This is a genomic window from Burkholderia anthinoferrum (assembly GCF_002925705.1).
In the GTDB taxonomy this organism is placed as follows: Bacteria; Pseudomonadota; Gammaproteobacteria; order Burkholderiales; family Burkholderiaceae; genus Burkholderia; species Burkholderia semiarida.
In genome coordinates, this window is the sequence record NZ_LFZP01000019.1 from 91,328 (window position 1) to 116,313 (window position 24,986).

Below are 24,986 nucleotides of genomic sequence, written 5' to 3' on the forward strand. Positions count from 1 at the left end.
CGGATCGGTCAAGAATGGAGTGTCCGGTTTGGGATGTCCAATATATTATTCATAGCCTATTAAGTCGTTTTGCGAATGAGTTGAACATGGCCGAACCCACGCCCGACCTGCGCCAGTGGCGCTATTTCGCGACCGTCGCCGACGAGCGCCATTTCGGCCGCGCGGCCGAGCGCCTGTCGATGACGCAGCCGCCGCTGTCGCAGGCGATCCGCGCGCTCGAGGATGCGCTCGGCGTCGCGCTGTTCGTGCGCACCAAGCGCTCGGTGGCGCTGACGGCGGTCGGCGCGGCGCTGTTGCCCGACGTGCGCCGGCTGCTCGCGTCGGCCGATGCGCTGCCGCCGCTCGCGCGGCGGCTCGCGCGCGGCGAGGCCGGCTCGCTGTCGCTCGCGTTCGTGTCGACCGCCGATTACGGGCTGTTGCCGTCGTTGCTTCGAGCATTCGGCGCGCGCTATCCGCAGGTGCGGCTGCAGCTCGCGGAAGCGACGAGTGACGTGCAGATCGACGAACTCGTCGCCGGGCGCATCGACGCCGGGCTCGTGATTCCGCCCGTGCCGCCGCGTCACGCGGCCGGGCTGTCGTACTTGCCCGTCGTGCGCGAGCCGCTGGTGGTCGCGATGCCGGCCGGGGCGTCCGACGCGCCCGAGGACGCGCCCGTGCAGCTCGCCGAGGTCGCCGCGTTGCCGCTCGTGATCTTTCCGCGTCGTTTGGCGCCCGGCTTTTATGACATCATTACGGGCTGCTACGGCGCGGCGGGGGAAACCCCGCGCATCGGCCAGGAGGCAATCCAGATGCAGACGATCGTCAGCCTCGTGTCGGCCGGCATGGGCGTCGCACTGGTGCCGCAATCGCTGCGTAACCTGCGGCGCACCGGCGTGGTCTACCGGCCGCTCGCCGGCGTGGCGCCGGTCGTCGAGACGGGCCTCGTGTGGCGCACCGGCGACGTGAGCCCCGTGCTCGCCGGCTTCATCGACGTCGTGCGCGCGCAGGGCCTCGCCACGTGACGTGAACGACGGCGCGCGATCGCCGTCCAATGCGCGGTCCTGCATGTGTGCGACGGCCGCACCGTATTCGAAAACTTCTTCGCTAACCCATGATCATTCACCCGAATTTCGACCCCGTAGCGATCCATCTCGGGCCGCTGGCCGTGCGCTGGTACGGCCTCATGTATCTCGTCGCCTTCATCGCGGCGATCGTCGTCGGCCGGATCCGCCTGAAGCTGCCGCACGTCGCGGCGCAGGGCTGGACCGCGAAGGACATCGACGACATGATGTTCTACGGCGTGCTCGGTACCGTGCTCGGCGGCCGGCTCGGCTATGTGCTGTTCTACAAGGCCGATTTCTACTTCTCGCATCCGCTCGACGTGTTCAAGGTGTGGGAAGGCGGCATGTCGTTTCACGGTGGCTTCCTCGGCGTGACGCTCGCGATGGCGCTGTTCGCGTGGCAGCGCAAGCGGCACTGGCTGCAGGTCACCGATTTCGTCGCGCCGATGGTGCCGACGGGGCTCGCGGCCGGGCGGCTCGGCAATTTCATCAACGGCGAACTGTGGGGCCGCGTGACCGATCCGACGGCGCCGTGGGCGATGTTGTTCCCGGGCGCGATGCGCGACGATGCGGCATGGCTGCCGAAACATCCGGAACTCGTCGAGAAGTGGCATCTCGCCGACGTGTTCATGCAATACCAGATGCTGCCGCGCCATCCTTCGCAGCTCTATGAAATCGCGCTCGAAGGTATCGCGCTGTTCTTCGTGCTGTTCCTGTTCGCGCGCAAGCCGCGGCCGATGGGCGCCATATCGGCGCTGTTCCTGATCGGTTACGGCCTCGCGCGTTTCACGGTCGAGTTCGCGCGCGAGCCCGACGACTTCCTCGGTCTGCTGGCGCTCGGCCTGTCGATGGGGCAGTGGCTGTCGTTGCCGATGATCGTCGCGGGTATCGCGATGATGGTCTGGGCGTATCGCCGCCGCGCGGCGAACGCGAATGCGGCCGCATGAGGCGGCTGCATGACGCGGTATCGATGCACGCGCGATCGGCGCGAGCATCGATACCGGATGCGCATGAAAAACGCCGGCCCTCGGGCCGGCGTTTTGCGTTTCGGCGACTGCGCGATGCGCGTTACTTCATCTGCACGGAGCCGTTGACGGTGACCGACACGGTGGCCTTGCCGCCTTCGACCGCGATCGGCGCGCTCATCTTCGCGCTGTCCATCGGCGCCGCGGCCATCGCCATCATGCGCGGGTACGGCTGCACGTTGCGGCCGCTGCCGACGTTCACGTCGCGGATCGTGTAGCTGCTGTAGCCGAACGCCTTCGCGGCTTCGTCCGCGCGGGCGCGGAACGACTTGATCGCCTCGGTCGTGAGCTTCTGCTCGGCCGCGCGCTGCGCTTCCGGCGACAGCGAGAACTCGACGTTCGCGACCTGCATCAGGTTCGACAACTGGCCTGCCAGCTTCGACGCCGCGGCGAAATCGCGCGATTCGAGCGCAACCTCGGTGCGGCCGCGCCATGCGGAGATCTTGCCGTCGCGATCGGTGCTCGGATACACGGAGAACGCGCCCGTGTGCGCGGTGACGCCCGATACGCCCTTGGCCTGCGACAGGGCCGCGTCCGCACGCTGGTTCAACTGCGCGGTGAGGCTGCCCGGGTCCTTGGCCTGCTGCTCGTAGAACAGCGTGATGTGGATGATGTCCTGTGGTACGTCGGCGCTCGCCTGCGACGAGAGCGACAACACACCCGCCGGCTCCGGAAAGTGCGGGTTCGCCGTCTGGGCGTGTGCGGCGGGCGACGCGAGCGTCAGCGCGACGGGGACGGCGGCGGCGAGGGCGAGCGACAGCGCGAGTGCGGATTTCTTGGTCATTGTTGGACTCCTTGTGCGAGGGCGCGCACGCGGATCACGCGTGCGCGACGCGGGCGTGCCGCGCGACGAAAAAACGACAGCCGGCCCGATCGGCCGACAGCGGTTGCTTAGGCCGCGCGAACGTGCCGCGAGTTCCGTGACGGCAGGGTGTACTGACCAGATTTGACCTTTGGCGCGTGCCTACTTCATCAACTTTTCGGTGATGAACCGCCATTCGGCGCGCGTGACGGGCGTGATCGACAGCCGGTTGCCACGCGCGAGCACGCGCATGTCGGCGAGCTCGTCGTGCTCGCGCAGCGCGGCGAGCGGCACGAGCGGCGATTTCTTCACGAAGCGCACGTCGACGAGCAGCCAGCGTGGCGCTTCCCGCGTCGATTTCGGGTCGTAGTAGGGGCTTTTCGGATCGAACTGCGTGGGATCGGGGTAGGGCGTCGACGATACTTCGGCGAGGCCGGCGATGCCTGGCTCGGGGCAGCTCGAGTGATAGAACAGCACGCCATCGCCGATCTTCATCGTGTCGCGCATGAAATTGCGCGCCTGATAGTTGCGCACGCCGGTCCACGGCAGCGAGCGCTGCGGTGCGTTGGCGAGATCGTCGATGCTTGCTTCGCCCGGTTCGGACTTCATCAGCCAGTATTGCATGGTCGTGATCGGCGCAGAAGGGGCATGAGGGCCTGCTTGCATGCGCGCGCCGCATGCAAGCAGGCCCTCAAAAAGGAAACGGCATCGGGAACTCCCGATGCCGTTGGATAGGCCCCCACCTTGGCCGCTAGGCCGGCATCCTGAACCTGAGGTTCAGAATTGGTCGCAGTTAGCAGCACTTCGGGTACATCAGACAGAGTGACGCGCGCGCCCGTGCTACAAATTTCCGCAACCGTGCACATGGCATTGGTTCAAGGAATATATGACCTTGGCGAACCAGGCAGGGAAGCTGACTGAACTGTGATTCGATGCGCCAATTTGACCACCGTTGACCGCCGAGATCAAGGGGAATCGACACATCGTTTGAAACGTTACTGCGTCTCGTGCTGTGCGAGCACCGCGCCGAGCTGTTCGTTCATCTGGTGCATTGTACGACGGATTTCCTCGGCCGGAAATGCTTCACCGTGCCGCACGCTCGTTTGCAGCCGCAGCAATTCCGATGCAAGCGACAGCGCCGCCATCACCGCGATGCGATCGGTGCCGCGCACCGAGCTGTTCGAGCGGATTTTCGACATTTCGGCGTCGACGCGCGCGACCGCTTCGAGCAGCGCCGCTTCGGTCTCGGCCGAACAGGCGAGCCGATAGGCCTGACCGAGAATCGAGACTTCGATCTGCTTGGTGCTCATGCATGTTCTCCGTGGCTGGCCGCGTCATCGCCATCCGTGCGCGCCTGCGCATCGAGCAGGTCGAGCTGGTTGTCGGCTTGCTCCGCGCTCTTCGAGCGCGGCAGCTTTTCGAGAATCGCGTTCAGTTTCACCTGGGCGTCGTCGATCTTCGCCGACAACGTGTCGCGCTCGGCCGCGAGCGCATTGCGTTCGTCGCGCAGCTGCGCGAGCTCCGCGCGGACCGTGTCCGCTTCCGCGCGCAATTGCGCGACCTGCTCCTCGAGCGCGAGCCGTTCCGAGTGATAGCGCTTGTTCAGCGAAATCAGACGGCCAATATTTTGAGACAGGGTTTCGAGTTCGTTGAGCATTTGCTGCGTCCTCTAAAGACCCAGCATTTTAGCGCGGAATACCGCGCAATCTGACATCTGTAACGTTTCCAGTCGTAACACCCCTGCTTCTTGCCGCGAATGGGTGCGTCTCGCGCGGGTCCGGACGCTTCCTTGACGCTTGCACGACCGGCTCCTAAACTGGCGCCGCCTCGGTGCTCGCGCGCAGGATGCGCGGTTAAACGGGAAGCAGGGTGCGGGCTCCACGCGCGCCAACCTGCGCTGCCCCCGCAACGGTAAGCGGCCGCGTCGCGTGACGCAGGCCGGCTCGGGCGCGTTTCGCGTGCAGGTCGCACGCGGGCGCGGGCCACTGCGCGTCGTCGCGCGGGAAGGCGAGCCGGACCGCCGCCAGCCCGGATACCGGCCGAGACGGGGAGCCCGCACGGGCTCCATGACGCGCGGCCTGCGGGGAAGCAGGGCGCGCAATGCTTCACGGAACGTTCTTCGATGCCGACCCCAATCGTCCGCCACGCGCCCACGTCGCGCCCGGCCGACTCCCGCAAGCGGATGCGCCGCGCGTCGTGCGTGCGGCCGTGCGCGGCATGAACGCCGCGCGCGCCGCCGCCATCTGGGCCGCGCTGGCCGCCACGGTCGCGCTGCTGTTCGTCGCGTCGCTGTCGATCGGCAGCGTGCCGATGTCGCCGTGGCAGGCGCTCGCGTCGCTCGTGCCGCATGGCGGCGATACCCTCGTTGCCGATATCGTGACGACGCTGCGCCTGCCGCGCGCGCTCGCGGGTTTCGCGTGCGGCGCGCTGCTCGCGCTGGCCGGCGCGTTGTTGCAGGTGCTGCTGCGCAATCCGCTCGCCGAGCCGTACGTGCTGGGCGTGTCCGGCGGCGCGGCCGGCTTCGCGCTCGTCGCGATGATCGCGGGCGGCGCGTGGTGGCTCGTCGACGCATCGGCGTTCGCGGGTTCGCTCGTCTCGGTCGCGCTCGTGCTCGGTCTCGCGAGGCGCGAGGTGTGGCGCGGCGAATCGCGCGATGCATCGCCGCGGCTGCTGCTCACGGGCGTCGTGATCGCGGCGGGGTGGGGCGCGCTCGTCACGCTGTTGCTGTCGCTCGCGCCCGACGCGCGGCTGCGCGGCATCATCTTCTGGCTGACGGGCGACCTGAACGGCGCGACGGCGCCGTGGTTCGCGTGGGGCGCGCTGCTGCTGTGCGCAGGCGTCGCGCTGCCGGCCGCGCCGCAACTGAACGTGCTGCTGCGCGGCGACGCCACCGCGCAAGCGCTCGGCGTGCCGGTCGCGCGCCTGCGCGTGCGGATCTATCTCGTCGCGTCGCTGGCCGCCGCGGCCGCGGTGACGACGGCCGGCACGATCGGCTTCGTCGGCCTCGTCGTGCCGCATGCGTTGCGGCTCGCGTTCGGCAACGACCAGCGGATGCTGCTGCCGGCCGCGATGCTCGCGGGCGGCGGCGGCGTGATGGCGGCCGACCTGCTCGCGCGCACCGCGATCGCGCCCGCGCAATTGCCGGTCGGCGTGATGACCGCGTTGATCGGCGTGCCGGTGTTCCTGTGGATGTTGTTGAGGAGACCGATGCGATGACGGGTGCCGCACTGAACGCCGCTGCCGGCGACATGCGCTACACGGCCGTCGACCTGACGCTGAAGGCCGGCGCGCGCACGCTGCTCGACGGCTTCACGCAGGCGTTCCGCCCCGGCGAGATCTGGTGCGTCGCCGGGCCGAACGGCGCCGGCAAGACGACGCTGCTCGCCACGCTCGCGGGATTGTGGCCGCCCGCCGCAGGACACGTCGAGATCGACGGCCGGCCGCTTGCCGCGTGGCGCCCCGAACGACTCGCGCAGCGCCGCGCGCTGATGCCGCAGCAATTACACGATGCGTTCAGCGCGACCGTGTTCGACACGGTGCTGCTCAACCGCTTTCCGTATCTCGGCGGCTGGGGCTGGGAGCGCGACGGCGACCGCGCGGCCGCGCGCGCTGCGCTCGCGACGTTCGACCTCGCCGCGCTCGCGTCGCGCGACGTGATGTCGCTGTCGGGCGGCGAGCGGCAGCGGGTCGCGCTGGCCGCGACGCTGTGCCAGGATGCGCCGCTGATGCTGCTCGACGAACCGCTCGCGCATCTCGACCTGCATCACCAGATCGACTGCCTGACCGCGCTGGCTGCGTGGCTCGCGGCCGGCTCGCGCACGGTGATGTTTTCGTGTCACGACCTGAATCTCGCGCGGCGTTTCGCGACGCATGCGCTGTTGCTCGACGGCCGCGGCCATGCGTGGGCCGGCCTCGTGCACGACGTGCTGACGCCCGAGCGCGCGAGCGACGCGTTCGGCTATCCGCTCGTGCTGATCCGCGAGAACGGCCGCGATGCGCTGCTGCCGGCGTGGCCTGCGCGACCATGACCTTTCCTGTTCCGACTTTTCCGATGCGCGGCGCATGCCGCGCGCACGACACGGCTCCTCGATGACGACTCCGACCCAATTCCCGCCCGCGATCGCGCCGCTCGACGACGCATTGCGCCAGCGCCTGCAGCATGTGATCGACCACAAGACCAAGCCGCCCGGCAGCCTCGGCCAGCTCGAGGCGCTCGCGCTGCAGATCGGCCTGATCCAGCGCTCCGAGCGGCCGGTCGTGCAGCGTCCCGTGACGATCGTGTTCGCGGGCGACCACGGGATCGCGGCCGAAGGCGTTAGTCCTTACCCGCAGGCGGTGACCGCGCAGATGGTCGCGAACTTCCTGGCCGGCGGCGCGGCGATCAATGCATTCTCGGGCGTCGCGCAGAGCACGCTCGAGATCGTCGATGCGGGCGTCGCGTCGCCGCTGCCGCTGTCGGACCGGCTGGTGTCGCTGCCGGTCGCGCGCGGCACGCGCAACTTCGCGGCGGAGCCGGCGATGACGCGTGAAGAAGCGATGACGGCGCTGGCAGCCGGCGCGGCGCGTGTGCGCGTGCACGCATCGCTCGGCACGAACGTGATCGGTTTCGGCGAGATGGGGATCGCGAACACGTCGTCGGCCGCGTGCCTGATGAGCCGCCTGCTCGACGTACCGATCGACGCATGCGTCGGCCGCGGCACGGGCCTCGACGACCAGGGCCTCGCGCACAAGCGCGCGGTGCTCGGCCGCGCGCTCGTCAAGCACTCGCATGCGATCGCGCCGCTCGACGTGCTCGCGACGTTCGGCGGCTTCGAGATCGCGATGATGACGGGCGCGTACCTCGCGGCCGCGAGCGAGCGGATGACGATCCTCGTCGACGGCTTCATCGCGACCGCCGCGCTGCTCGTCGCCGAGCGCATCGCGCCCGGCGTGCGCGACTACTGCGTGTTCTCGCATACGTCGCACGAGGCCGGCCACCGGCGCATGCTCGAACATTTCGGCGCGAAGCCGCTGCTCGCGCTCGACCTGCGGCTCGGCGAAGGCACGGGCGCCGCGCTCGCGCTGCCGCTGGTGCGCGCGGCGGCCGCGTTCCTCGCCGAGATGGCGAGCTTCGAATCGGCCGGCGTCGACGATCGTGACGCCTGAGCGCGCGCGCGGCATGCGGGCCGAACTGCGCTACTTCTTCGTCGCGCTCGGCTATTTCACGCGCGTGCCCGTGCCGCGCTCGATCGGCTACGCGGCCGGCGATCTCGACCAGGCCGCGCGTTATTTCCCGCTCGTCGGCGCCTGCGTCGGCGCATGGGGCGCGCTCGTCTATCTCGTTGCACTGCGGGCGCTGCCGGCATCGATCGCGGTCGGGCTGTCGATGGCCGCGACGCTGTTCGCGACCGGCGCATTCCACGAAGACGGCCTCGCCGACAGTTGCGATGCGTTCGGCGGCGGCTACACGCGCGACGACGTGCTGCGCATCATGCACGATTCGCGGATCGGCACGTTCGGCGCGGTCGCGCTCGTGATCGCGCTCGGGCTGAAATGGCAGGCGCTCGCGTCGATGCTGCCGCTGCGCGCCGCATGGACGATGATCGCCGCGCATGCGGCGAGCCGCGCGATGGCCGTGAGCCTGCTGACGACGCTCGACTACGTGCGGCCAGAAGGCAAGGCGAAGCCGGTCGCGCAACGGATGGGTGCACGTGCCGCGTGCATCGCGGCGGTGTTCGGATTGCCGTGGCTGTTCTGGCCGGACTGGCGCATGGGCGTTGCCGCATGCGTGGCGCTCGTGCTGATGCGCGCGTGGCTGGCCCGCTATTTCGTGAAGCGGATCGGCGGCTATACGGGCGACTGTCTCGGCTTCGCGCAGCAACTGGGCGAACTGGCGATCTATCTCGTGGTGCTCGGATGGATGTCGTCCTGATTCGTCATCCGGCCGTCGGCATCGAGCCCGGCGTTTGCTACGGGCGCAGCGACGTGCCGCTCGCCGAACCGGCTGATGACGGCGCACGGGCCGTGCGCGCGCATCTGGCGGAACTGGGGGTGCCGTCGCCGGAACAGGTGTGGACGAGCCCGCTGACGCGCTGCGCATCGGTGGCCGAACGGCTCGCGCGGGTGTTCGACGCGCCGCTGCGGCGCGATGGCGATTGGCAGGAAATGGATTTCGGCGCGTGGGAAATGCGGCGCTGGGACGATATCGACCGTGCGGCGCTCGATGCGTGGGCGGCCGACCTGATGCATGCCTGCGCGCACGGCGGGGAAAGCGTCGCGCGATTCACCGCGCGGGTTGCACGGCAGGCGGACGCGCTTGCGGCGTTCGACGGGCCGCAATGGATCGTCACGCACGCGGGCGTGATCCGCGCATTCGCGTCGCATGTGCTGCGCGTGCCGCTCGATACGTTGCTCTCGCGGCCGGTGCCGACGGGCGGAGTTGTGTGGCTGCGCATGGAGGATGCCGCGCGAACGTGGGAAGTCGTGCACTGGGACGCATAGGCACGCTTGCGTCTGCATGTGAACGACGCTCTGTCTCGCACACCGTACACATCCGGGCATCGGTGCGCGATGCATCCGCAGCCCGCCGGAAATCAGCGCGCCGGCCGCCGCGCACGCGCGGCATCCAGATCCTCGCACAGCGCGGCCGCGCCTTGCGCGATCCGCGGCGACGGCCGCGTCAGCAGATCGCCGTCGATCGCGAATAGGTTGTTGCGCGCCACGGCCGTCAGCGCGGGCCACGCGCGCCAGCGCGCGAGGCTCGGCAGCGGTTCGTTCGAACGGGTCGCGCCGGCGCTCGTCGTAACGATCGCTTCCGGATTCGCGGCGAGCACGGCCTCGTCGGTCACGGCGGGCGCCAGCGGCTTGAGCGACGCAAACACGTTGCGGCCGCCGCAGAGTTCGAACACTTCGTTGATCAGGTGCGTGCCGTTGAGCGTCGTCAGCGGGCGATCCCACACCTGGAAGAACATCGTGACGGGCGCGCGTGCCGCGTAGCGTGCGCGCAGGGTGGCGATGTCCCGCGTCAAGGCGCTCGCGGCGGCATCGGCGGTCGATTGCGTGCCGAGCAGCGTGCCGAGCCGGCGCAACGACGACGACACGTCGTCGAGATGTTTCGGTTCGCTGAAGAACAGCGGGATGTGCAGTGCGCGCAGTGCGTCGGTCTGCTGCTGCGCGTTGCCGTGCCGCCAGACGACGATCAGGTCGGGCTTCAGCGCGGCGATGCGTTCTAGGTCGAGCGCCTTGTTGTCGCCGACGCGCGGCACCGCTTGCGCGGCGGGCGGATAGTCGCTGTACGTGACGGTGCCGACGAGCTTCGCGCCGCCGCCGGCCGCGTAGACGAGTTCCGTCGCGTGCGGCGCGAGGCTGATCACGCGCTGCGCGGGCGCGGGCAGCGTGACCGTATTGCCGGCGTCGTCGCGGGCCGTGACGTCGGCGTGGACGAGCGGCGCGTGGGCGAGCGCGGCCAGCAGCGCGGCCGGCGCAAGCCGGCGGAACCGGCGGAACCGGCGGAACCGGCGGAACCGGCGGAACCGGCGCGGACTCATGCCGGGCCCCGCTGCAGCAGCGGCACGCAATGCGCGAGCGCGTCGCCGAGGCGCTGCCATTCGGCTTCGCTGCCCGGCAGGCCGACGCGCACGCTCGACGGGGTCGGGAAGTGCCGCGTCCAGATCCCGCGCGCCGCGAGCGCCGCATGCAGCGCCGCGGCGCGCGGGTCGTCGGTCCAGCTGAAGAGCGGCGTCGCGCGAACCGTGAAGCCGTGCGCGCGCAGCAACGCGGCCAGTCGTTCGCCGTCGGCCGCAAGCCGCTCGCGGGCGGCAGCTTGCCACGCGCGGTCGGCGAACGCCGCGGCGACCGCGTGGCGCGCGGGGCCGCCGACCGTCCACGCACCGAGCCTGTCGCGCAATGCGACGATTTGATCGGGGCACGCGAGCACGAAGCCCGCGCGGATCCCGGCGAGCCCGAAGAACTTGCCGACCGAGCGCAGCACGACGAGCCCAGGACGATCGACGTGCGGCGCCAGCGACGGCGTCGCGCCCGTATCGGCGAACGCTTCGTCGACGATCAGCGTGCCGCCGCGCGCGGCCAGTTGCGCATGCCAGCCGAGCAGGCGCCCGGTCGGCACGCATTCGGCGGTCGGATTGTTCGGGTTCCCGACGATGACGTGGCGCAGCGTCGCGGGCAGTGTATCCGCGCGGATGTCGAGCGTGACGACGCGATGGCCGTGGCGCGCGAACGCGGGCGCGTATTCGCCATACGCGAGCGCCGCGACGCCGGCCTCGCCGGCCGGCAGCAGCGCGGGCAACGCGCGGATCGCGGCTTGGCTGCCGGCGACCGGCAGCACGTGCGCGGCATCGGGTGCGTGGTAGTACTGCGCGGCGCAGGCCGCGAGGCCGTCGCCGTCGTCGGGCAGCCGGCGCCAGGCGTCGGCCGGCACGGGCGGCACGGGATAGCCGACCGGATTGATGCCGGTCGACAGGTCGAGCCAAGCGTCGTACGGAATGCCGTGGCGGCGGGCGGCCTCGTGCAGGTTGCCGCCGTGCGCGATGGATGAATCAGACATGATGGGTGGCCATGACGATTGCGCCGCTCGCGACCAGCAGCGCGAGCCACAGGGCGAGCGTGCGCGTGACGAGCGACAGCGCGGCGACGATGTGAAGGGCGGTTGCCGTGGCGCCGGTGCCGAGCGCCGGGCGGTCCTCGATCTCGCCGTGATAGACGGCCGGCCCGCCGAGCTGCACGTTCAGGCTGCCGGCGCCCGCGGCCATCACGGGGCCCGCGTTCGGGCTGTCCCAGTGGCGCGCCTGCGTGCGCCAGCAGCGCCACGCGGCGGCCGTGTCGCCGAGGAGCGCATAGCTCGCGGCGGTGAGGCGCGCGGGAATCCAGTTCAACGCGTCGTCGATGCGTGCGGCGGCCCAGCCGAAGGTCAGGAAGCGCGGCGTGCGGTAGCCCCACATTGCGTCGAGCGTGTTCGCGAGCCGGAACAGCAACGCGCCGGGGCCGCCCGCGACGACGAACCAGAGGAGCGCGCCGAAGATCGCGTCGTTGCCGTTCTCGAGCGCCGATTCGACGGCCGCGCGCGACAGCGCCCCTTCGTCAGCGTTGCTCGTGTCGCGCGACACGATGCGCGCGGTCAGCGTGCGCGCCGCGTCGAGGTCGCGCCGCAGCAGCGCGGCGGCGATCGGCGCGACGTGGTCGGCGAGGCTCTTCGCGCCGAGCGCGAACCACAGCAGCGCGACGTGCAGCGCAGCCGCGAACGGCCACGGCAGCACGGCGACGAGCCATGCCGCGACGGCCACCGGCGGCACGACCGCCGCGAGCCACGCGGCGACGCCGACCACGCGGCCGCGCCGCCCCGTGTTCAGCGCGGCTTCGATGCGCGCGGCGAAGCGGCCGAACGCGACAAGCGGATGCCAGCCGGCCGGCTCGCCGATCGCGCGGTCGACGAGCGCGGCCGCGACCGCGAGCATCGCGACGACGGGCAGCGACAGCATCAGCATGACGGGGCGCCCGCCTTGAGGTCGAGCGGCAGCCCGGCAACCAGCAGCGTGACGCGCGTCGCGAGCGTCGCCACGCGCTGGTTCAGGCGGCCGAGCTCGTCGACGTAGCGGCGCGTGACGGAGCCGAGCGGCACGACGCCGAGCCCGATCTCGTTGCTGACGACGATCACCTTCGCGCGCGCGCCGCGCAACGCGCGTTCGAGCCGCTCGACCTGCGCCGCGTACTGCGCATCGTCGAGCGGTTCGCCGTCGGCGGGGCACAGCAGGTTCGTGAGCCACAGCGTCAGGCAGTCGACGAGCAGGCAGGCGTGCGGATCGTCGAGCCGCGCGAGCGTGCCCGCGAGATCGACGGGCGCGTCGGCGAACCCCCATTCGGCGGGCCGGCGCGCGCGGTGATGCGCGATGCGCTGTTCGAACTCCGCATCGGCGGCGGTCGCGGTTGCGATGTAGGTGACGGGGCGGCCGCTGGCGGCGGCGAGCCGCTCGGCATGCGCGCTCTTGCCCGAGCGCGCGCCGCCGAGGACGAAGGTGAGGTCGTGCGGAATCATCGCGTGATTGTAACGGCGCGGGCGACCCGCCGCGGGCGATAATGCGGCCTTTGCTTCGCGACGACCTTTTACACGATGAATGCACCCGAGCCGCGGCCGCGCGGCACGCTGATGATCCAGGGCACGACATCCGACGCGGGCAAGAGCACGCTCGTCGCGGGCCTGTGTCGCCTCGCGCGCCGCGGCGGCGCGCGCGTGGCGCCGTTCAAGCCGCAGAACATGGCGCTCAACAGCGCGGTGACGGTCGACGGCGGCGAGATCGGCCGCGCGCAGGCGCTGCAGGCGCTGGCCGCCGGCGTCGCGCCGCATACGGATTTCAATCCGGTGCTGCTGAAGCCGACGAGCGACCGCGGCGCGCAGGTGATCATTCACGGCAAGGCGCGCATGAACCTCGACGCGCGGGCGTATCACGACTACAAGCCGGTCGCGTTCGATGCGGTACTCGAGTCGTATGCCCGCCTGCGTGCCGGTTACGACACGGTGATCGTCGAAGGCGCGGGCAGTCCGGCCGAGATCAACCTGCGCGACGGCGACATCGCGAACATGGGTTTTGCCGAGCGCGTCGACTGCCCGGTCGTGCTCGTCGCCGACATCGATCGCGGCGGCGTGTTCGCGCATCTGGTCGGCACGCTCGCCTGCCTGTCCGACAGCGAGCGCGCGCGCGTGCGCGGCTTCGTGATCAATCGCTTCCGCGGCGACCTCAAGCTGCTCGAACCGGGGCTCGACTGGCTGCGTGCGCGCACGGGCAAGCCGGTGTTCGGCGTGCTGCCATACCTGCACGGGCTGCTGCTCGACGCGGAGGACATGCTGCCCGGGCAAGCGCGCAGCGCCGCCGCACGCGGCGAAGCCGGCGTGTTGCGCGTCGTGGTGCCCGCGCTGCCGCGCATCAGCAACCACACCGACTTCGATCCGCTGCGCGCGCATCCGCAGGTCGAATTCACGTACTGGAAGAGCGGCCCCGTGCCCGACGCCGACCTGCTGATCCTGCCCGGTTCGAAGAGCGTGCAGCGCGATCTCGCGTGGCTGCGCGACGCGGGCTGGGACGCGCTGATCCGGCGCCATCTGCGCTACGGCGGCAAGGTGATCGGCATCTGCGGCGGCATGCAGATGCTCGGCCGCACGCTCGACGATCCGCTCGGCCTCGAAGGCGCGCCCGGCAGCGTGCCGGGGCTCGGGCTGATCGATTTCGACACGACGCTGCAACCCGACAAGACGCTGAAGAACGTGACGGGGCACCTCGCGCTGCCGGGCGCGGCGGCCGTGCACGGCTACGAGATCCACATGGGCGACACGCGCGGGCCGGCGCTCGCGACGCCCGCGCTGACGCTGGCCGCCGATGTCCCGGCGGAGGGCACGCGTCCCGACGGCGCGATGTCGGCCGACGGCCAGATCCTCGCGACATACGTGCACGGGTTGTTCGACGCGCCCGACGCCTGCGCGGCGCTGCTCGCATGGGCGGGGCTCGACGGCGCGGCCCGCATCGATTACCCGGCGCTGCGCGAGGCGTCGCTCGAGCGGCTGGCCGACACGTTCGCCGAGCACCTCGATCTCGACGCGCTGTACGCCGAGTTTCGTTGAGTCCGCGCCGGTCCGCCCTCGCTTTTTCCGCGCCATCGCGTACAACGAAGGAGGGCGGAGGTCCGCCCGAAGGAGGGTGACGATGAGGGCTCGATGGTGGTGGAGCGTACTGCTTGCGGCGCTGCTGGGCGTGTCGTCGGCGGCGCATGCGTGCGATTCGTATGCGCCGGGCGGTGGCCAGTCCGGCGGCGATGCCACGCCAGGCAAGAGCGGTTACTGAGCGGGACGCAGGGCATGATCGGTCATGCCCTTTTTTTTGCGTCAATTCGTTCCAAAGGAGAATCAATTTAAGCCGGTTGGCGTGTTTATCGGTCGAATCGATTCGAATAGAGTGCGATCCATTCCCATCCACTCCCGAAGGACTCCGTCATGAACCCCAACCGCCTGAACGACTTCGCCGCGACGCTGTTGCGCGTCGCCCTCGGCGTGCTGTACCTCGCGCACGTCGCGCAGAAGGTGTTCGTCTTCACGCTGCCCGGCACCGCGCAGTTCTTTGCGTCGATCGGCCTGCCGGGCTGGCTCGCGTACTTGACCACGTTCGTCGAACTGGCGGGCGGCCTGGCGCTGCTCGCGGGGTTCCGCGTGCGCGTCGCCGCGCTGGTGCTGCTGCCGTTCATGCTCGGCGCGGTGGCCGCGCACCTGCCGAACGGCTGGAGCTTCGCGTCGCCGCACGGCGGCTGGGAATATCCGGCGTTCTGGGCCGTCACGCTGGCCGTGCAGGCGCTGCTGGGCGGCGGCGCGTTCGCGATCGGCGCGCGGGACACAGCCCTCCAGCGCGCGTGACGTGAAGGAAAGCGGACGAAAGGGGGGGCGTGGTTCCTCGCCACCGGTTCCGGTGACCCCCCGTTTGCCGATATCATCGCTCCCTGTATCCGCAATCGAGCGGCGCCTGCCATGCGGCCGGCGCCGCGCGGCTTTTTCGGGGGAATTCATGACGGTCATCGTGGTGGCGAATCCGAAGGGCGGCGTGGGCAAGAGCACGCTGTCCACCAATCTAGCCGGCTATTTCGCGGCGCAAGGCGCATGGGTCGCGCTGGCCGACCTGGACCGGCAGCAGTCCGCGCATGCGTGGCTCGACCTGCGGCCGGCCGGCTTGCCGGCGATCGAGGCGTGGGAACTCGATCCGGACGCGCCGTCGAAGCCGCCGCGCGGGCTCGAATACGCGGTGATCGACACGCCGGCCGGCCTGCACGGCACGCGGCTCAACGTCGCGCTGCAACTGGCCGACAAGGTGATCGTGCCGCTGCAGCCGTCGATGTTCGATATTCTCGCGACGCAGCAGTTTCTGGAGCGCCTCGCCGGCGAGAAGGCCGTGCGCAAGGGCAGCGTCGAGGTCGGAATCGTCGGGATGCGGGTCGATGCGCGCACGCGTTCGTCCGACCAGTTGCACCGGTTCGTCGAAGGGCTCGGCCTGCCGGTGCTCGGCTACGTGCGCGACACGCAGAACTACGTGCAGATCGCCGCGCACGGCCTGACGCTGTGGGACGTCGCGAAAAGTCGCGTCGAGAAGGATCTCGAGCAGTGGCGGCCGATCGTCGAATGGGCCGAGCGCCGCGCGCCGAAGGCCGAGAAGGCCGTGAAGGCTTCCTGAGCGCCCGGGCCGTCCCGGCCGGCGCGACACCCAATGAGAAAGGGCCGGATCCCGTGGCGTACGGTATCCGGCCCGTCGGCGGCAAACGGCAGCGCCGCGGCCGCGCGCCGCGGCCCGCGCGCGTGCCGCTCGGCTTACGTCCAGCTCTGCGTCGGCACGTGATCGCGATGGCCCTTGATCTTGTTGCCTTCGTCGATGAACACGAGCTTCGGCTTCCAGCCGGCCTGCAGTTCGGCTTCGTCGACCATCGCGAACGCCGCGATGATCACGAGGTCGCCCAACTGCGCGCGGCGCGCGGCCGAGCCGTTCAGCGAGATCATCCCGCTGCCGCGCTCGCCCTTGATCGCGTACGTCGAGAAGCGCTCGCCGTTGTTGATGTTCCAGATGTCGATCCGTTCGTTTTCGATGAGGCCCGCCGCTTCGAGCAGGTCTTCGTCGATCGCGCACGAACCTTCGTAGTGCAGTTCGCAGTGCGTGACCGCCGCACGGTGGATCTTCGATTTGAGCATGTGGCGCTGCATGGGGTCTCCGTGATGCGTCGTGAGAGGCGCGGGCGGGCCGGCCGTCAGATTTCCAGGTTGTCGATGAGGCGCGTCGCGCCGAGCTTCGCGGCCGCGAGCACGACGAGCGGCTCGCCGGCTTCGAGTTCGGCGGCGCTCGGTGCGATCAGGTTCGCGCGGCGGCGGATCGCGATGTAGTCGGGCGCCCAGCCGCGTTCGGCCAGGTGCGTGTGCGCGTGCTGCTCGAGCTTGCCGAGGTCGCGTTCGCCGCCGAGCACGCTGTCGCGCACGCGCTGCAGCGTTTTCGCCAGTTCGGGCGCTTCCTTGCGCTCGTCGGCCGTCAGGTAGCGGTTGCGCGACGACAACGCGAGGCCGTCCTCGTCGCGCACGGTCTCGGCCGCGACGATGTCGACCGGCAGCGCGAGCTGCTGGCACATCCGGCGCACGATCATCAGCTGCTGGTAATCCTTCTTGCCGAACACGGCGACGCGCGGCTGCACGCAGGACATCAGCTTCGTGACGACCGTGCACACGCCGGCGAAGAAGCCGGGACGGAACTCGCCCTCGAGTATCCCGCCCAGGTCGTCCGGCGGCAGCACGCGATACTCCTGCGGCTCCGGGTACATGTCGCGCTCGGTCGGCGCGAACAGCACGTACACGTTTTCCTGCTGCAGCTTCTCGATATCGTCCTGGAGCGTGCGCGGGTACTTGTCGAAATCCTCGTTCGGGCCGAATTGCAGCCGGTTGACGAAGATGCTCGCCACGACCGGGTCGCCGTGCTGGCGCGCGAGGCGCATCAGCGACAGGTGCCCTTCGTGCAGGTTGCCCATCGTGGGCACGAACGCCGTGCGGTTCTGGCCGCGCAACTGGTCGCGCAGTTCCTGGATCGAGCTGATGACTTTCATGATCGGGTAGCGGGTTCCTCGCGCAGGTGCGCGTGGGCGCCGCAGCAGCGGCGCCGGGGTCGAAGCGGAGAACGCCGGCGCGCGGGCGGCGCATCGGGCGTCGGCGGATTGTAGAGGATTTGGCCGCGCGACGCATCGATAAAAGAACGATCGTTCACTTTATATCGGGACGTGCGGGACACCCGCCGGACGGCCTTCCGCCGCGGCGAAGCGCGAGCGTCGGGACGAACCGGGAACGGGAAGCGGCGGGGGCGGCCCTTACGCGGGCAGGTATGCGAGACGCACGTAGATCGGCGCGAACGGCTCGGCCTGCGTGATCTCGAGCAGCGATTCGCGCGCGAGCTCGAGCATCGCGATGAAGTTCACGACGACGACCGGCACGCCGCGCGACGTGTCGAACAGGTCGGCGAATTCCATGAAGCGGGCGTTCTGCAGCCGGCGCAGGATCAGGCTCATGTGTTCGCGCACCGACAGCTCCTCGCGGGAGATCTTGTGGTGCTGGACGAGCTTCGCGCGCTTGAGCACGTCGGCCCACGCGGCGCGCAGGTCGTCCGAATTGACGTCGGGAAAGCGCGGCGTGACGCTTTGCTCGATGTACACCTCGGCGCGCAGGAAATCGCGGCCGAGCTGCGGCAACTGGTCGAGCCGCTGCGCGGCGAGCTTCATCTGCTCGTACTCGAGCAGCCGGCGCACGAGTTCGGCGCGCGGATCCTCGGCTTCCTCGCCGGTGTCGGCCTTCTTGACCGGCAGCAGCATCCGCGACTTGATTTCGATCAGCATCGCGGCCATCAGCAGGTACTCGGCCGCGAGCTCGAGGTTCGACGTGCGGATCTGGTCGACGTAGCCCAGATACTGCGCGGTGACCTGCGCCATCGGGATGTCGAGCACGTTGAAGTTCTGCTTGCGGATCAGGTACAGCAGCAGGTCGAGCGGGCCTTCGAACGTCTCGAGGAACACCTCGAGCGCATCGGGCGGGATGTAGAGATCCTGCGGCAGCTTGAAGAGCGGCTCGCCGTACAGGCGAGCGAACGCCGCGACACCGTCGACCGTGTCGGGCGTCGAATCGGCGCCCGCGGGCGCGGCGATCGCGTCGTCCTGCCGGGCGGCGCTGGCCTCGTCGGCGGCGCTCACGTCGTCAGAAGTTCTGGTAGTAGACGTACGGCGTCTGCTTCACGCGCGATTCCTGCTGCTCGGCGCGCTCCTCGAGATCGATCGGCTGCTTGTCCCACAACAGGGAACGGCCCTTGCGCTGCTCTTCCTCGAGCGTCGGCTTCTGCTGCTTGAGCTGGTTCAGGAACTGCGTGACGTCGGACTGGTACGGCATGGCTGGATCTTCCGTTTCGGGCGGCGCACGATGCGCCGGATTCACGATGGCGGGATTTTACCGCATCGCGGGGAACAGCCGGCGCCAATCGCGCGTCGAATCGGCGGGCCGGTGCCGACGGGGATCGTGCGGCGGCCGTGCCCGGGGCTGGCATTCTTTCACAATCGTTTGGCTGTGACGCCCGCGCCCTGTGGTCAAATACAGGGTTTTCCACGAAACCGTAACAAACCAGCACGGCGAGGTCATATTTGGCGGGGCAGTCGAACCATCGAGCACACACGGCGCATGATGCAGGCCCGCGCGCGGCGCGCGATCACGCCGGCGCCGCGGCCCGCGTCGCGCGGGCGGCCCTCGCGGGCTGCCTGGCCGCGTGCTTCGCGCTGCCGGCCCATGCGAAGTACGACGTCGACATCGACGCGCCGCGCTCGATCCGCAAGCTCCTGAAGACGCATCTCGATATCGCCCGCTTCGCGAAGCGCGACGATATCAGCGACGACCAGTTCGACTTCCTCGTGACCGCCACGCCGCAGCAGGTGCGCGACCTGGCCGCGACGGCCGGCTATTTCTCGCCGATCGTGCGCACCGACGTGCGCACCCGCGACGGCAAGCGCGACGTGCGCATCGCGGTCGATCCGGGCAAGCAGACCGTCGTGTCGACGGTCGACCTGACGTTCAAGGGCCCTGTCGAAACCGAGGATCCGAAGCAGGAAACCGCCACGCGCTTCGCGTTCTCGATGAAGCCTGGCGACCCGTTCACGCAGTCCGACTGGGACGACGCGAAGAGCGCGGCGCTCCGGCAACTGCAGTCGCGCCGCTATCTCGGCGCGAAGATCGCGTCGTCCGAGGCGCGGATCGATCCGCGCACGCAGCGCGCGACGCTCGCGGTCGCGTTCGACAGCGGCCCGACGTTTACGATCGGCAAGGTCGACGTCGACGGCGTGCGCCGTTATCCGGAAAGGATCGTCACGAACGTCAATCCGCTGTCGGAAGGCGAGATCTACGACGTGCGGCGGATCGCCGAATTGCAGCGGCAACTGCAGAACACGCCGTACTACGCGAGCGTCGCGATCGACGTCGGCGACGATACGTCGAAGCCCGAGCGCACGCCCGTGCACGTGAAGGTCAGCGAATTCCCGTACAACAACATTCGCGGCGGCGTCGGCTTTGCCACCGATACCGGGCCGCACGTGCAAGGCTCCTATACGTATCTCGACACGTTCGGCGCCGCATGGCCGCTGACCGTGTCGGGCCGGGTCGACCAGATCCAGCAGTACGGGCAGGTGCAGCTGTCGATGCCGCCGGGCGAGAAGGGCTGGACCAACAGCGTGCTCGCGTCGTACACGAACACCAACGTGTCGGATACGCGCATCTACAGCGCGCGGGTCGGCGTGCAGCGCACGCGCACCGGCCAGTTCATCGACTATGCGTATTCGCTGATGTACTACCAGGACCGGCTCGACCAGAACGGCGCGGGGCCGACCACGAGCCGCGCGCTGGTGCCGCAGTGGGCGTGGACCCGCCGCAACGTCGACGATCCGCTGTTCCCGCGCTCGGGCAACCTGATTCACGCGGAGGCCGGCTTCGCGGTCAAGCACGTGCTGGCCGACGAAACCTTCATTCGCGGCTACGCGCGCGGGCAGCAATACCTGCCTATCGGCAAGCGCGACCTGTTCGTGTTCCGCGCGGAGCTCGGCGGCGTGTTTACGAGCGGCAGCTCGTCGGGCGTGCCGGCGTCGCTGCTGTTCCGCGCGGGCGGCTCGAATTCGGTGCGCGGCTACGGTTACCAGAGCATCGGTAACAGCGTCGCCGGCTCCGTTTTGCCGACCAAGTACCTGATGACGGGGACGGCCGAATACCAGCACTGGTTCAACCGCGACTGGGGCGCCGCGACGTTCTTCGACATCGGCACCGCGACCGATGCGTGGGGCGAGCGCGTGTTTTATCCGGGCGTGGGCGTCGGTGCGCGCTGGCGCAGCCCGGTGGGCCCGATCAACGTCGACGTCGCGTACGGCTTGCGCAACCATAGCGTGCGCCCGTACCTGACACTCGGCATCGCTTTCTGAACCTGTCGCCCTGTTCACGACGACACGCACGACGAACCGCATGACGAAGGACCCGAACGACACGCCGCCGCCTCACGATCCGGATTCGCCCGACGGCGCGCCCGATACGCCGCCGCGGCCGCCGCGCGCGCCGCGTCGCGGCCGCGCGTGGCGCGTTCTCGCGTGGACGTTCGCGTCGCTCGTGCTGCTCGTCGTGCTGGCGGCGGGGCTCGTGGTGGGGGCGGTGACGACGGAGCGCGGCACGCGGCTCGCGTGGCAGGCGGCCGGCAAGGTGCTCGGCACGCGGCTCGCGGGCACGCTCGACGGCGGCTCGCTCGCGACCGGCGTGCGCTTGCGCGGGTTCGCGTGGACGAGCCCCGACGGCACCGGCACCGAGGTTCGCATCGACCGGCTCGACGGCCGCTGGGCGCTGACGCGCGCGCCGTGGCGGCTGTCCATCGCGTATCTGCGCGCCGGCACGATCGACGTGCGGATCGCGCCGGGGCCGTCGACGCCGAGTACGACGCCGCAGAACCTGAGCCTGCCGCTGCAGGTGCGGATCGACGACCTGCGCGTCGATCGCCTCGCCATTCACGACGGCGGCTCGACGACGCAGCTCGACCATCTCGCGCTGAACGGCCGCAGCGACGGCCGTCATCATGAACTCGTGCTCGACGGCGTCGATACGCCGTACGGCGCGCTGACTGCGCGCGCGAAGCTCGACGGCGTGAAGCCGTTCGCGCTGACGGGCGAGGCGACCTACGCCGGCAAGCTGTCCGACGAACCGGTCGACGCGCGGGCCCGTGTGTCGGGCTCGCTCGAGGCGCTCGTCGCCGACGTCGACGCGAGCGGGATGAAGCTGAACGGGCGCGCGCACGTCGAGGCCGCGCCGTTCGGCCCGGTGCCGCTCACGCGTGCGTCGCTCGCGTTCGACCACGTGAACCCGCAGGCGCTGTCGCCCGGCGCGCCCGCGGCCGATCTCGCGGTGCGCGCGGCACTCGCGCCGGTGAGCGCGTCGGCGGGCTCCGCGCCCGCGAAGGGTTTCGCGGTGACGGGCCCGGTGTCGATCGTCAACGCGAAGCCGGGCACGCTCGGCGACCATCTGCTGCCGGTGATCGACGCGCACGCGACCGTGCATCTCGACGCGCACGCGCAGCGCATCGACGGCCTCGCGCTGAAGCTGATCCGCGACGGCAGCGTGACCGGCGGCGGTACGCTCGCGGGCGGCAAGGGCCGCTTCGACCTGAAGGTCGCGAACCTCGACCTGAACGCGTTCGTCGCCGAGCTGCGGCCGATGCGCCTCGGCGGCCCGCTTGGCGTGACGCTCGCGGGCGACGTGACGACCGTCGATTTCAACCTGAACGACCCGAAGCTCGCGCTCGGCGCGCGCGCCAAGGTCGCGCTGACGCGGCAGCAGACCGTGCTGACCGACACGCGCGTGACGGCCGGCAAGGGGCGCATCGACCTGACGGGCGTGTTCCGCCACGACGCGCATTCGACCTATGACGCGAAGGCGACGCTGACCGCGTTCGATCCGCTGCTGCTCGCCGCGGCGAGCGCGCCGAAGGCGGGCGGCGGCAAGGCGCCGGCGAAGGCCGCCAAGGCGCCGGCCAAGCGCGGCGAGACGCGCGTGTCGGGCACGCTGACCGCGTCGGGCGCGTTTGCGCCGCAAGTGTCGACGAAGGCCACCTTCAAGCTCGCCGACAGCCTGTACGACGGCGTGCCGCTGACGGGCGCCGGCGTCGTGCAGCTCGCCGGCTCGCGGATCCTGCCGAGCAACGCGAACCTGTCGATCGCCGGCAACCACGTCGACCTGCGCGGCAGCTTCGGCGCACCCGGCGACCGGCTGCGCTTCGTCGTCGACGCGCCGCAGCTCGACCGGCTCGGCTTCGGTGTCGAAGGGCTCGTGCAGGCGCAGGGCGACCTGACCGGCAGCTTCGCGCATCCGAACGTGACGGCCACCTACAAGGCCGAGCACGTCGTCGTCGGCTCGAACCGGATCGGCACCGCGCAGGGCCGCGCGGACATCCGCGACGGCGCGCACGGCGCCCTCGTGTTCACGGCCGACGCGGCCGACATCGCGCTCGGGTCGTTCCAGTTGAAGTCGTTGCGCGCGAACCTCGACGGCACGCGCGCGAAGCACACGCTCGACGCATCGGCGCTCGGGGCGGCCGGCGGCCGCGTGATCGACCTGACGCTCGCGGCGAACGGCGGTGTGGTCGAGACCCGCGACGGCATGCGCTGGGACGGCACCGTCACGCGGCTCGCGAATCGCGGCACGCCGGCGCTCGCGCTGCAGGCGCCGCTGACGATATCGGCCGGCGCCGGGCGCGTGACGCTCGGCGCGACGCGGCTGACGCTCGAAGGCGCGGCGATCGACCTGAAATCGTTCGTGTTCGATCGCGGCCAGATGCGCTCGGCGGGCGCCGTGACGGGCGCGTCGGTCGCGCGTTTCCTCGAGGTGCGCCAGGCGCTGACCGGCCAGCGGCCGCCGGTGCGGACCGACGTCGTGCTCGATGCCGACTGGGATTTCTCGCTCGGCGCGAACGCGACGGGCTACGTGCAGGTGAAGCGCCGCGGCGGCGACGTGACGATCGAGACCGGGCGCGGCATCGCGTCGCTCGGCCTGACCGACCTGTCCGCACGCGCGAGCTTCGCGCCCGGCAACCGGCTCAACGTGACGGCGCTCGCGAAGGCGAGCCGGATCGGCACGCTCGACGCGAACGTCGCGGTGCCGTTCGCGCTGCGCGACGGCGTGTTCGGCATCGTCGACGACGGCCCGCTGTCGGGCCGCATCGACGCCGACATCCCGGCGCTGAAGACGACCGGCAACCTGTTCGGGCCGAGCTACCTGCTCGGCGGGCGCGCGGCGCTGAAATTGACCGTCTCCGGCACGCCGGTGAAACCGAACCTGTCGGGGACGCTGACCGGCGACGAGCTGTCCGCGACGCTGATCGATCAGGGCGTGCAGTTGAAGGACGGCATCGTGCGCGTGAAGCTGTCGGACAACCTCGTCGAATTCCAGCAGGTCGAGTTCCACGGCGGCGACGGCACGCTGCGCGCGCTCGGCCGCGTGCGCCTCGACGGCGAGGCGCCGGACCTGACCGCGAGCATCGTCGCGGACAAGCTCGAACTGTTCGCGGCGCCCGACCGCAAGCTGTCGCTGTCGGGCAAGGCCACCGTCGCGAACGACGGGCCGCGCGGCGCGCTGTCGATCGACGGCAAGTTCATGGTCGATCGCGCGCTGTTCGACCTGCCCGAGCAATCGGCGCCGCACCTGTCCGACGACGTCGTGATCGTGCAGCCGGACGGCACGGTGCGTGGCGAGACGCCGACCGGCACCGCGGCCGCGAAGCCGAAGCCGGTCGAGAACAAGCCCGCGCCATCGCTGGCGCCGCGCGCGAACATCGACGTCGGCCTCGGCAACAACTTCCGCTTCAAGGGCCACGGCGCGGATCTCGGGCTGCGCGGCACGATCACCGTGATGAGCGCGCCGGGCGTGCCGCTGCGCGCGGTCGGCAACGTGCGCGTGACGGAAGGTTCGACGTACACGACGTTCGGCCGCAAGCTCGCGATCGAGAACGGTTTCTTCACGTTCAACGGCCCGGTGTCGAACCCGGGCGTCAACATCCTCGCGATGCGGCGCAACCAGGAGGTCGAGGCCGGCGTGCAGGTGGTCGGCACGATCCAGTCGCCGACGGTCAAGCTCGTGTCGGAGCCGAACGTCACCGACAACGAAAAGCTGTCGTGGCTGCTGTTCGGGCACGGTACCGACCAGGGCAACAACGTCGGCCAGCAGGGCGCGATGACGGCGGCGCTCGGGCTGCTCGGCAGCGTGACCGGCAAGCGTGTCGCACAGACTTTCGGTCTCGACGAGGTGTCGGTCGGCCGCAGCGAAGTCGGCCTGACCGATCCGCAGGTCGTGCTGGTGTCAAAGGCGATCAACGAGCGCTTCGTGCTCGGCTTCGAGCAGGGGCTGCAATCGGCGAGCAACGCGTTCAAGGCGACGATCAACCTGACGCGCTTCTGGTCGGTGTCGGCGTACGGCGGCACGTTCCAGGGTGTCGACCTGAACTACACGCGGCGCTTCGATCGGTGGTTCGGGCAGCGGTGAGGGCGGGCAAGGCGTACCGGGCGACGATAAAAAAGCCC

25 protein-coding genes, 1 other RNA gene and 1 riboswitch are annotated in these 24,986 nt (G+C 70.0%); of the genes, 13 read left to right on the top strand and 13 right to left on the bottom strand.

Translation table 11 applies throughout. The features are described from left to right. Positions 1-86 precede the first annotated feature (86 nt). Complete coding sequence (locus C5F75_RS05520) at positions 87-1,001, top strand: LysR substrate-binding domain-containing protein (protein ID WP_059646287.1); 915 nt, start codon at positions 87-89, stop codon at positions 999-1,001. 89 nt (positions 1,002-1,090) lie between these two features. Continuing rightward, positions 1,091-1,987, top strand: coding sequence for a prolipoprotein diacylglyceryl transferase (lgt, locus tag C5F75_RS05525; protein WP_059576743.1), 897 nt, complete (start codon positions 1,091-1,093; stop codon positions 1,985-1,987). 121 nt (positions 1,988-2,108) lie between these two features. Here the strand turns inward: lgt and C5F75_RS05530 are convergent, their stop codons facing one another. The 5 genes from C5F75_RS05530 to C5F75_RS05550 form a co-directional block, all read right to left on the bottom strand. Further along, positions 2,109-2,849 carry an SIMPL domain-containing protein gene (locus tag C5F75_RS05530; RefSeq protein WP_059576741.1) on the bottom strand — a complete coding sequence of 247 codons (741 nt, stop codon included), beginning with the start codon at positions 2,847-2,849 and terminating at the stop codon, positions 2,109-2,111. Positions 2,850-3,029: 180 nt separating this feature from the next. Then, entirely contained in the window at positions 3,030-3,491 is a 462-nt protein-coding gene (locus tag C5F75_RS05535) for an EVE domain-containing protein (RefSeq protein ID WP_104011955.1), read from the bottom strand. A 108-nt stretch (positions 3,492-3,599) separates the two neighbouring features. Continuing rightward, a non-coding RNA gene (gene ssrS / locus C5F75_RS05540) (6S RNA) lies at positions 3,600-3,781 on the bottom strand. 81 nt (positions 3,782-3,862) lie between these two features. Further along, positions 3,863-4,177 (bottom strand): cell division protein ZapA, encoded by a 315-nt coding sequence (locus C5F75_RS05545; protein ID WP_011352906.1) that lies wholly within the window; start codon positions 4,175-4,177, stop codon positions 3,863-3,865. Then, positions 4,174-4,524 carry an ATPase gene (locus tag C5F75_RS05550; protein WP_006478092.1) on the bottom strand — a complete coding sequence of 117 codons (351 nt, stop codon included), beginning with the start codon at positions 4,522-4,524 and terminating at the stop codon, positions 4,174-4,176. The genes C5F75_RS05545 and C5F75_RS05550 overlap by 4 nt, the downstream gene beginning before the upstream one ends. A 154-nt stretch (positions 4,525-4,678) precedes the next feature. Next, a riboswitch (cobalamin riboswitch) is annotated at positions 4,679-4,925 on the top strand. Positions 4,926-4,967: 42 nt separating this feature from the next. Between C5F75_RS05550 and C5F75_RS05555 the strand changes: the two genes are divergently transcribed. From C5F75_RS05555 to cobC, 5 genes are all read left to right on the top strand, one after another. Then, the gene (locus tag C5F75_RS05555; protein ID WP_059646292.1) at positions 4,968-6,083 is read left to right on the top strand and encodes a FecCD family ABC transporter permease; all 1,116 of its coding nucleotides are present in this window, start codon (positions 4,968-4,970) and stop codon (positions 6,081-6,083) included. Next, positions 6,080-6,895 carry an ABC transporter ATP-binding protein gene (locus C5F75_RS05560; protein WP_104011956.1) on the top strand — a complete coding sequence of 272 codons (816 nt, stop codon included), beginning with the start codon at positions 6,080-6,082 and terminating at the stop codon, positions 6,893-6,895. The genes C5F75_RS05555 and C5F75_RS05560 overlap by 4 nt, the downstream gene beginning before the upstream one ends. Before the next feature lie 61 nt (positions 6,896-6,956). Further along, complete coding sequence (cobT, locus tag C5F75_RS05565; RefSeq protein ID WP_104011990.1) at positions 6,957-8,012, top strand: nicotinate-nucleotide--dimethylbenzimidazole phosphoribosyltransferase; 1,056 nt, start codon at positions 6,957-6,959, stop codon at positions 8,010-8,012. Positions 8,013-8,025: 13 nt separating this feature from the next. After that, positions 8,026-8,778: an adenosylcobinamide-GDP ribazoletransferase gene (locus C5F75_RS05570; RefSeq protein WP_104011991.1), complete on the top strand. Its 753-nt coding sequence runs from the start codon at positions 8,026-8,028 to the stop codon at positions 8,776-8,778. Further along, positions 8,763-9,347 carry an alpha-ribazole phosphatase gene (gene cobC, locus C5F75_RS05575; RefSeq protein WP_104011957.1) on the top strand — a complete coding sequence of 195 codons (585 nt, stop codon included), beginning with the start codon at positions 8,763-8,765 and terminating at the stop codon, positions 9,345-9,347. Before C5F75_RS05570 ends, cobC begins: the two co-directional genes overlap by 16 nt. A 92-nt stretch (positions 9,348-9,439) precedes the next feature. On the opposite strand, the gene C5F75_RS05580 is transcribed toward cobC, so the two are convergent. From C5F75_RS05580 to cobU, 4 genes are read right to left on the bottom strand one after another with little or no spacing between them, the layout of a single operon-like run. Then, complete coding sequence (locus C5F75_RS05580; RefSeq protein WP_059898230.1) at positions 9,440-10,393, bottom strand: cobalamin-binding protein; 954 nt, start codon at positions 10,391-10,393, stop codon at positions 9,440-9,442. After that, complete coding sequence (cobD, locus tag C5F75_RS05585; RefSeq protein WP_059576717.1) at positions 10,390-11,409, bottom strand: threonine-phosphate decarboxylase CobD; 1,020 nt, start codon at positions 11,407-11,409, stop codon at positions 10,390-10,392. Before cobD ends, C5F75_RS05580 begins: the two co-directional genes overlap by 4 nt. After that, positions 11,402-12,346 carry an adenosylcobinamide-phosphate synthase CbiB gene (cbiB, locus tag C5F75_RS05590; protein WP_059576714.1) on the bottom strand — a complete coding sequence of 315 codons (945 nt, stop codon included), beginning with the start codon at positions 12,344-12,346 and terminating at the stop codon, positions 11,402-11,404. Before cbiB ends, cobD begins: the two co-directional genes overlap by 8 nt. Then, positions 12,340-12,894, bottom strand: a complete 555-nt coding sequence (cobU, locus tag C5F75_RS05595) for a bifunctional adenosylcobinamide kinase/adenosylcobinamide-phosphate guanylyltransferase (protein WP_059576711.1) — start codon at positions 12,892-12,894, stop codon at positions 12,340-12,342. The genes cbiB and cobU overlap by 7 nt, the downstream gene beginning before the upstream one ends. 75 nt (positions 12,895-12,969) lie before the next feature. Between cobU and C5F75_RS05600 the strand changes: the two genes are divergently transcribed. The 4 genes from C5F75_RS05600 (at position 12,970) to C5F75_RS05610 (ending at position 16,063) form a co-directional block, all read left to right on the top strand. Continuing rightward, the gene (locus tag C5F75_RS05600) at positions 12,970-14,472 is read left to right on the top strand and encodes a cobyric acid synthase (protein WP_060010234.1); all 1,503 of its coding nucleotides are present in this window, start codon (positions 12,970-12,972) and stop codon (positions 14,470-14,472) included. 82 nt (positions 14,473-14,554) lie between these two features. Then, positions 14,555-14,692 (top strand): hypothetical protein, encoded by a 138-nt coding sequence (locus C5F75_RS36680; protein ID WP_180278209.1) that lies wholly within the window; start codon positions 14,555-14,557, stop codon positions 14,690-14,692. Positions 14,693-14,841: 149 nt separating this feature from the next. After that, on the top strand, positions 14,842-15,255 hold the full coding sequence (locus tag C5F75_RS05605; protein WP_104011958.1) for a DoxX family protein: 414 nt from the start codon (positions 14,842-14,844) through the stop codon (positions 15,253-15,255). A gap of 148 nt (positions 15,256-15,403) precedes the next feature. Beyond that, positions 15,404-16,063: a ParA family protein gene (locus C5F75_RS05610; protein WP_060311906.1), complete on the top strand. Its 660-nt coding sequence runs from the start codon at positions 15,404-15,406 to the stop codon at positions 16,061-16,063. Between the two features lie 134 nt (positions 16,064-16,197). Here C5F75_RS05610 and panD read toward each other — a convergent pair whose 3' ends face one another. From panD to C5F75_RS05630, 4 genes are all read right to left on the bottom strand, one after another. After that, positions 16,198-16,584, bottom strand: a complete 387-nt coding sequence (panD, locus tag C5F75_RS05615; protein ID WP_011885716.1) for an aspartate 1-decarboxylase — start codon at positions 16,582-16,584, stop codon at positions 16,198-16,200. A 44-nt stretch (positions 16,585-16,628) separates the two neighbouring features. Then, complete coding sequence (panC, locus tag C5F75_RS05620; protein WP_059576698.1) at positions 16,629-17,468, bottom strand: pantoate--beta-alanine ligase; 840 nt, start codon at positions 17,466-17,468, stop codon at positions 16,629-16,631. Positions 17,469-17,726: 258 nt separating this feature from the next. Then, positions 17,727-18,599, bottom strand: a complete 873-nt coding sequence (locus C5F75_RS05625; protein ID WP_012329011.1) for a segregation and condensation protein A — start codon at positions 18,597-18,599, stop codon at positions 17,727-17,729. A 4-nt stretch (positions 18,600-18,603) separates the two neighbouring features. Further along, positions 18,604-18,792 (bottom strand): DUF3460 family protein, encoded by a 189-nt coding sequence (locus tag C5F75_RS05630; RefSeq protein WP_006484044.1) that lies wholly within the window; start codon positions 18,790-18,792, stop codon positions 18,604-18,606. Positions 18,793-19,040: 248 nt separating this feature from the next. Here C5F75_RS05630 and C5F75_RS05635 point away from each other — a divergent pair, with 248 nt between their 5' ends. Both C5F75_RS05635 and C5F75_RS05640 read left to right on the top strand, forming a co-directional pair. After that, positions 19,041-20,855 (top strand): autotransporter assembly complex protein TamA, encoded by a 1,815-nt coding sequence (locus tag C5F75_RS05635; RefSeq protein ID WP_059576695.1) that lies wholly within the window; start codon positions 19,041-19,043, stop codon positions 20,853-20,855. 40 nt (positions 20,856-20,895) lie between these two features. Next, positions 20,896-24,948 (top strand): translocation/assembly module TamB domain-containing protein, encoded by a 4,053-nt coding sequence (locus C5F75_RS05640; protein WP_104011959.1) that lies wholly within the window; start codon positions 20,896-20,898, stop codon positions 24,946-24,948. The last annotated feature ends 38 nt before the right edge of the window (positions 24,949-24,986 follow it).

Coding starts and splice junctions, on each gene's coding strand:
- C5F75_RS05535 (WP_104011955.1), bottom strand. CDS start 3,491: ATGCAATACTGGCTGATGAAGTCCGAACCGGGCGAAGCAAGCATCGAC.
- cbiB (WP_059576714.1), bottom strand. CDS start 12,346: ATGCTGATGCTGTCGCTGCCCGTCGTCGCGATGCTCGCGGTCGCGGCC.
- C5F75_RS05630 (WP_006484044.1), bottom strand. CDS start 18,792: ATGCCGTACCAGTCCGACGTCACGCAGTTCCTGAACCAGCTCAAGCAG.
- C5F75_RS36680 (WP_180278209.1), top strand. CDS start 14,555: ATGAGGGCTCGATGGTGGTGGAGCGTACTGCTTGCGGCGCTGCTGGGC.
- panD (WP_011885716.1), bottom strand. CDS start 16,584: ATGCAGCGCCACATGCTCAAATCGAAGATCCACCGTGCGGCGGTCACG.
- C5F75_RS05560 (WP_104011956.1), top strand. CDS start 6,080: ATGACGGGTGCCGCACTGAACGCCGCTGCCGGCGACATGCGCTACACG.
- C5F75_RS05555 (WP_059646292.1), top strand. CDS start 4,968: ATGCTTCACGGAACGTTCTTCGATGCCGACCCCAATCGTCCGCCACGC.
- C5F75_RS05580 (WP_059898230.1), bottom strand. CDS start 10,393: ATGAGTCCGCGCCGGTTCCGCCGGTTCCGCCGGTTCCGCCGGTTCCGC.
- C5F75_RS05520 (WP_059646287.1), top strand. CDS start 87: ATGGCCGAACCCACGCCCGACCTGCGCCAGTGGCGCTATTTCGCGACC.
- C5F75_RS05550 (WP_006478092.1), bottom strand. CDS start 4,524: ATGCTCAACGAACTCGAAACCCTGTCTCAAAATATTGGCCGTCTGATT.
- cobT (WP_104011990.1), top strand. CDS start 6,957: ATGACGACTCCGACCCAATTCCCGCCCGCGATCGCGCCGCTCGACGAC.
- C5F75_RS05610 (WP_060311906.1), top strand. CDS start 15,404: ATGACGGTCATCGTGGTGGCGAATCCGAAGGGCGGCGTGGGCAAGAGC.
- panC (WP_059576698.1), bottom strand. CDS start 17,468: ATGAAAGTCATCAGCTCGATCCAGGAACTGCGCGACCAGTTGCGCGGC.
- C5F75_RS05600 (WP_060010234.1), top strand. CDS start 12,970: ATGAATGCACCCGAGCCGCGGCCGCGCGGCACGCTGATGATCCAGGGC.
- C5F75_RS05545 (WP_011352906.1), bottom strand. CDS start 4,177: ATGAGCACCAAGCAGATCGAAGTCTCGATTCTCGGTCAGGCCTATCGG.
- C5F75_RS05570 (WP_104011991.1), top strand. CDS start 8,026: ATGCGGGCCGAACTGCGCTACTTCTTCGTCGCGCTCGGCTATTTCACG.
- C5F75_RS05530 (WP_059576741.1), bottom strand. CDS start 2,849: ATGACCAAGAAATCCGCACTCGCGCTGTCGCTCGCCCTCGCCGCCGCC.
- cobC (WP_104011957.1), top strand. CDS start 8,763: ATGGATGTCGTCCTGATTCGTCATCCGGCCGTCGGCATCGAGCCCGGC.
- cobU (WP_059576711.1), bottom strand. CDS start 12,894: ATGATTCCGCACGACCTCACCTTCGTCCTCGGCGGCGCGCGCTCGGGC.
- C5F75_RS05640 (WP_104011959.1), top strand. CDS start 20,896: ATGACGAAGGACCCGAACGACACGCCGCCGCCTCACGATCCGGATTCG.
- cobD (WP_059576717.1), bottom strand. CDS start 11,409: ATGTCTGATTCATCCATCGCGCACGGCGGCAACCTGCACGAGGCCGCC.
- lgt (WP_059576743.1), top strand. CDS start 1,091: ATGATCATTCACCCGAATTTCGACCCCGTAGCGATCCATCTCGGGCCG.
- C5F75_RS05605 (WP_104011958.1), top strand. CDS start 14,842: ATGAACCCCAACCGCCTGAACGACTTCGCCGCGACGCTGTTGCGCGTC.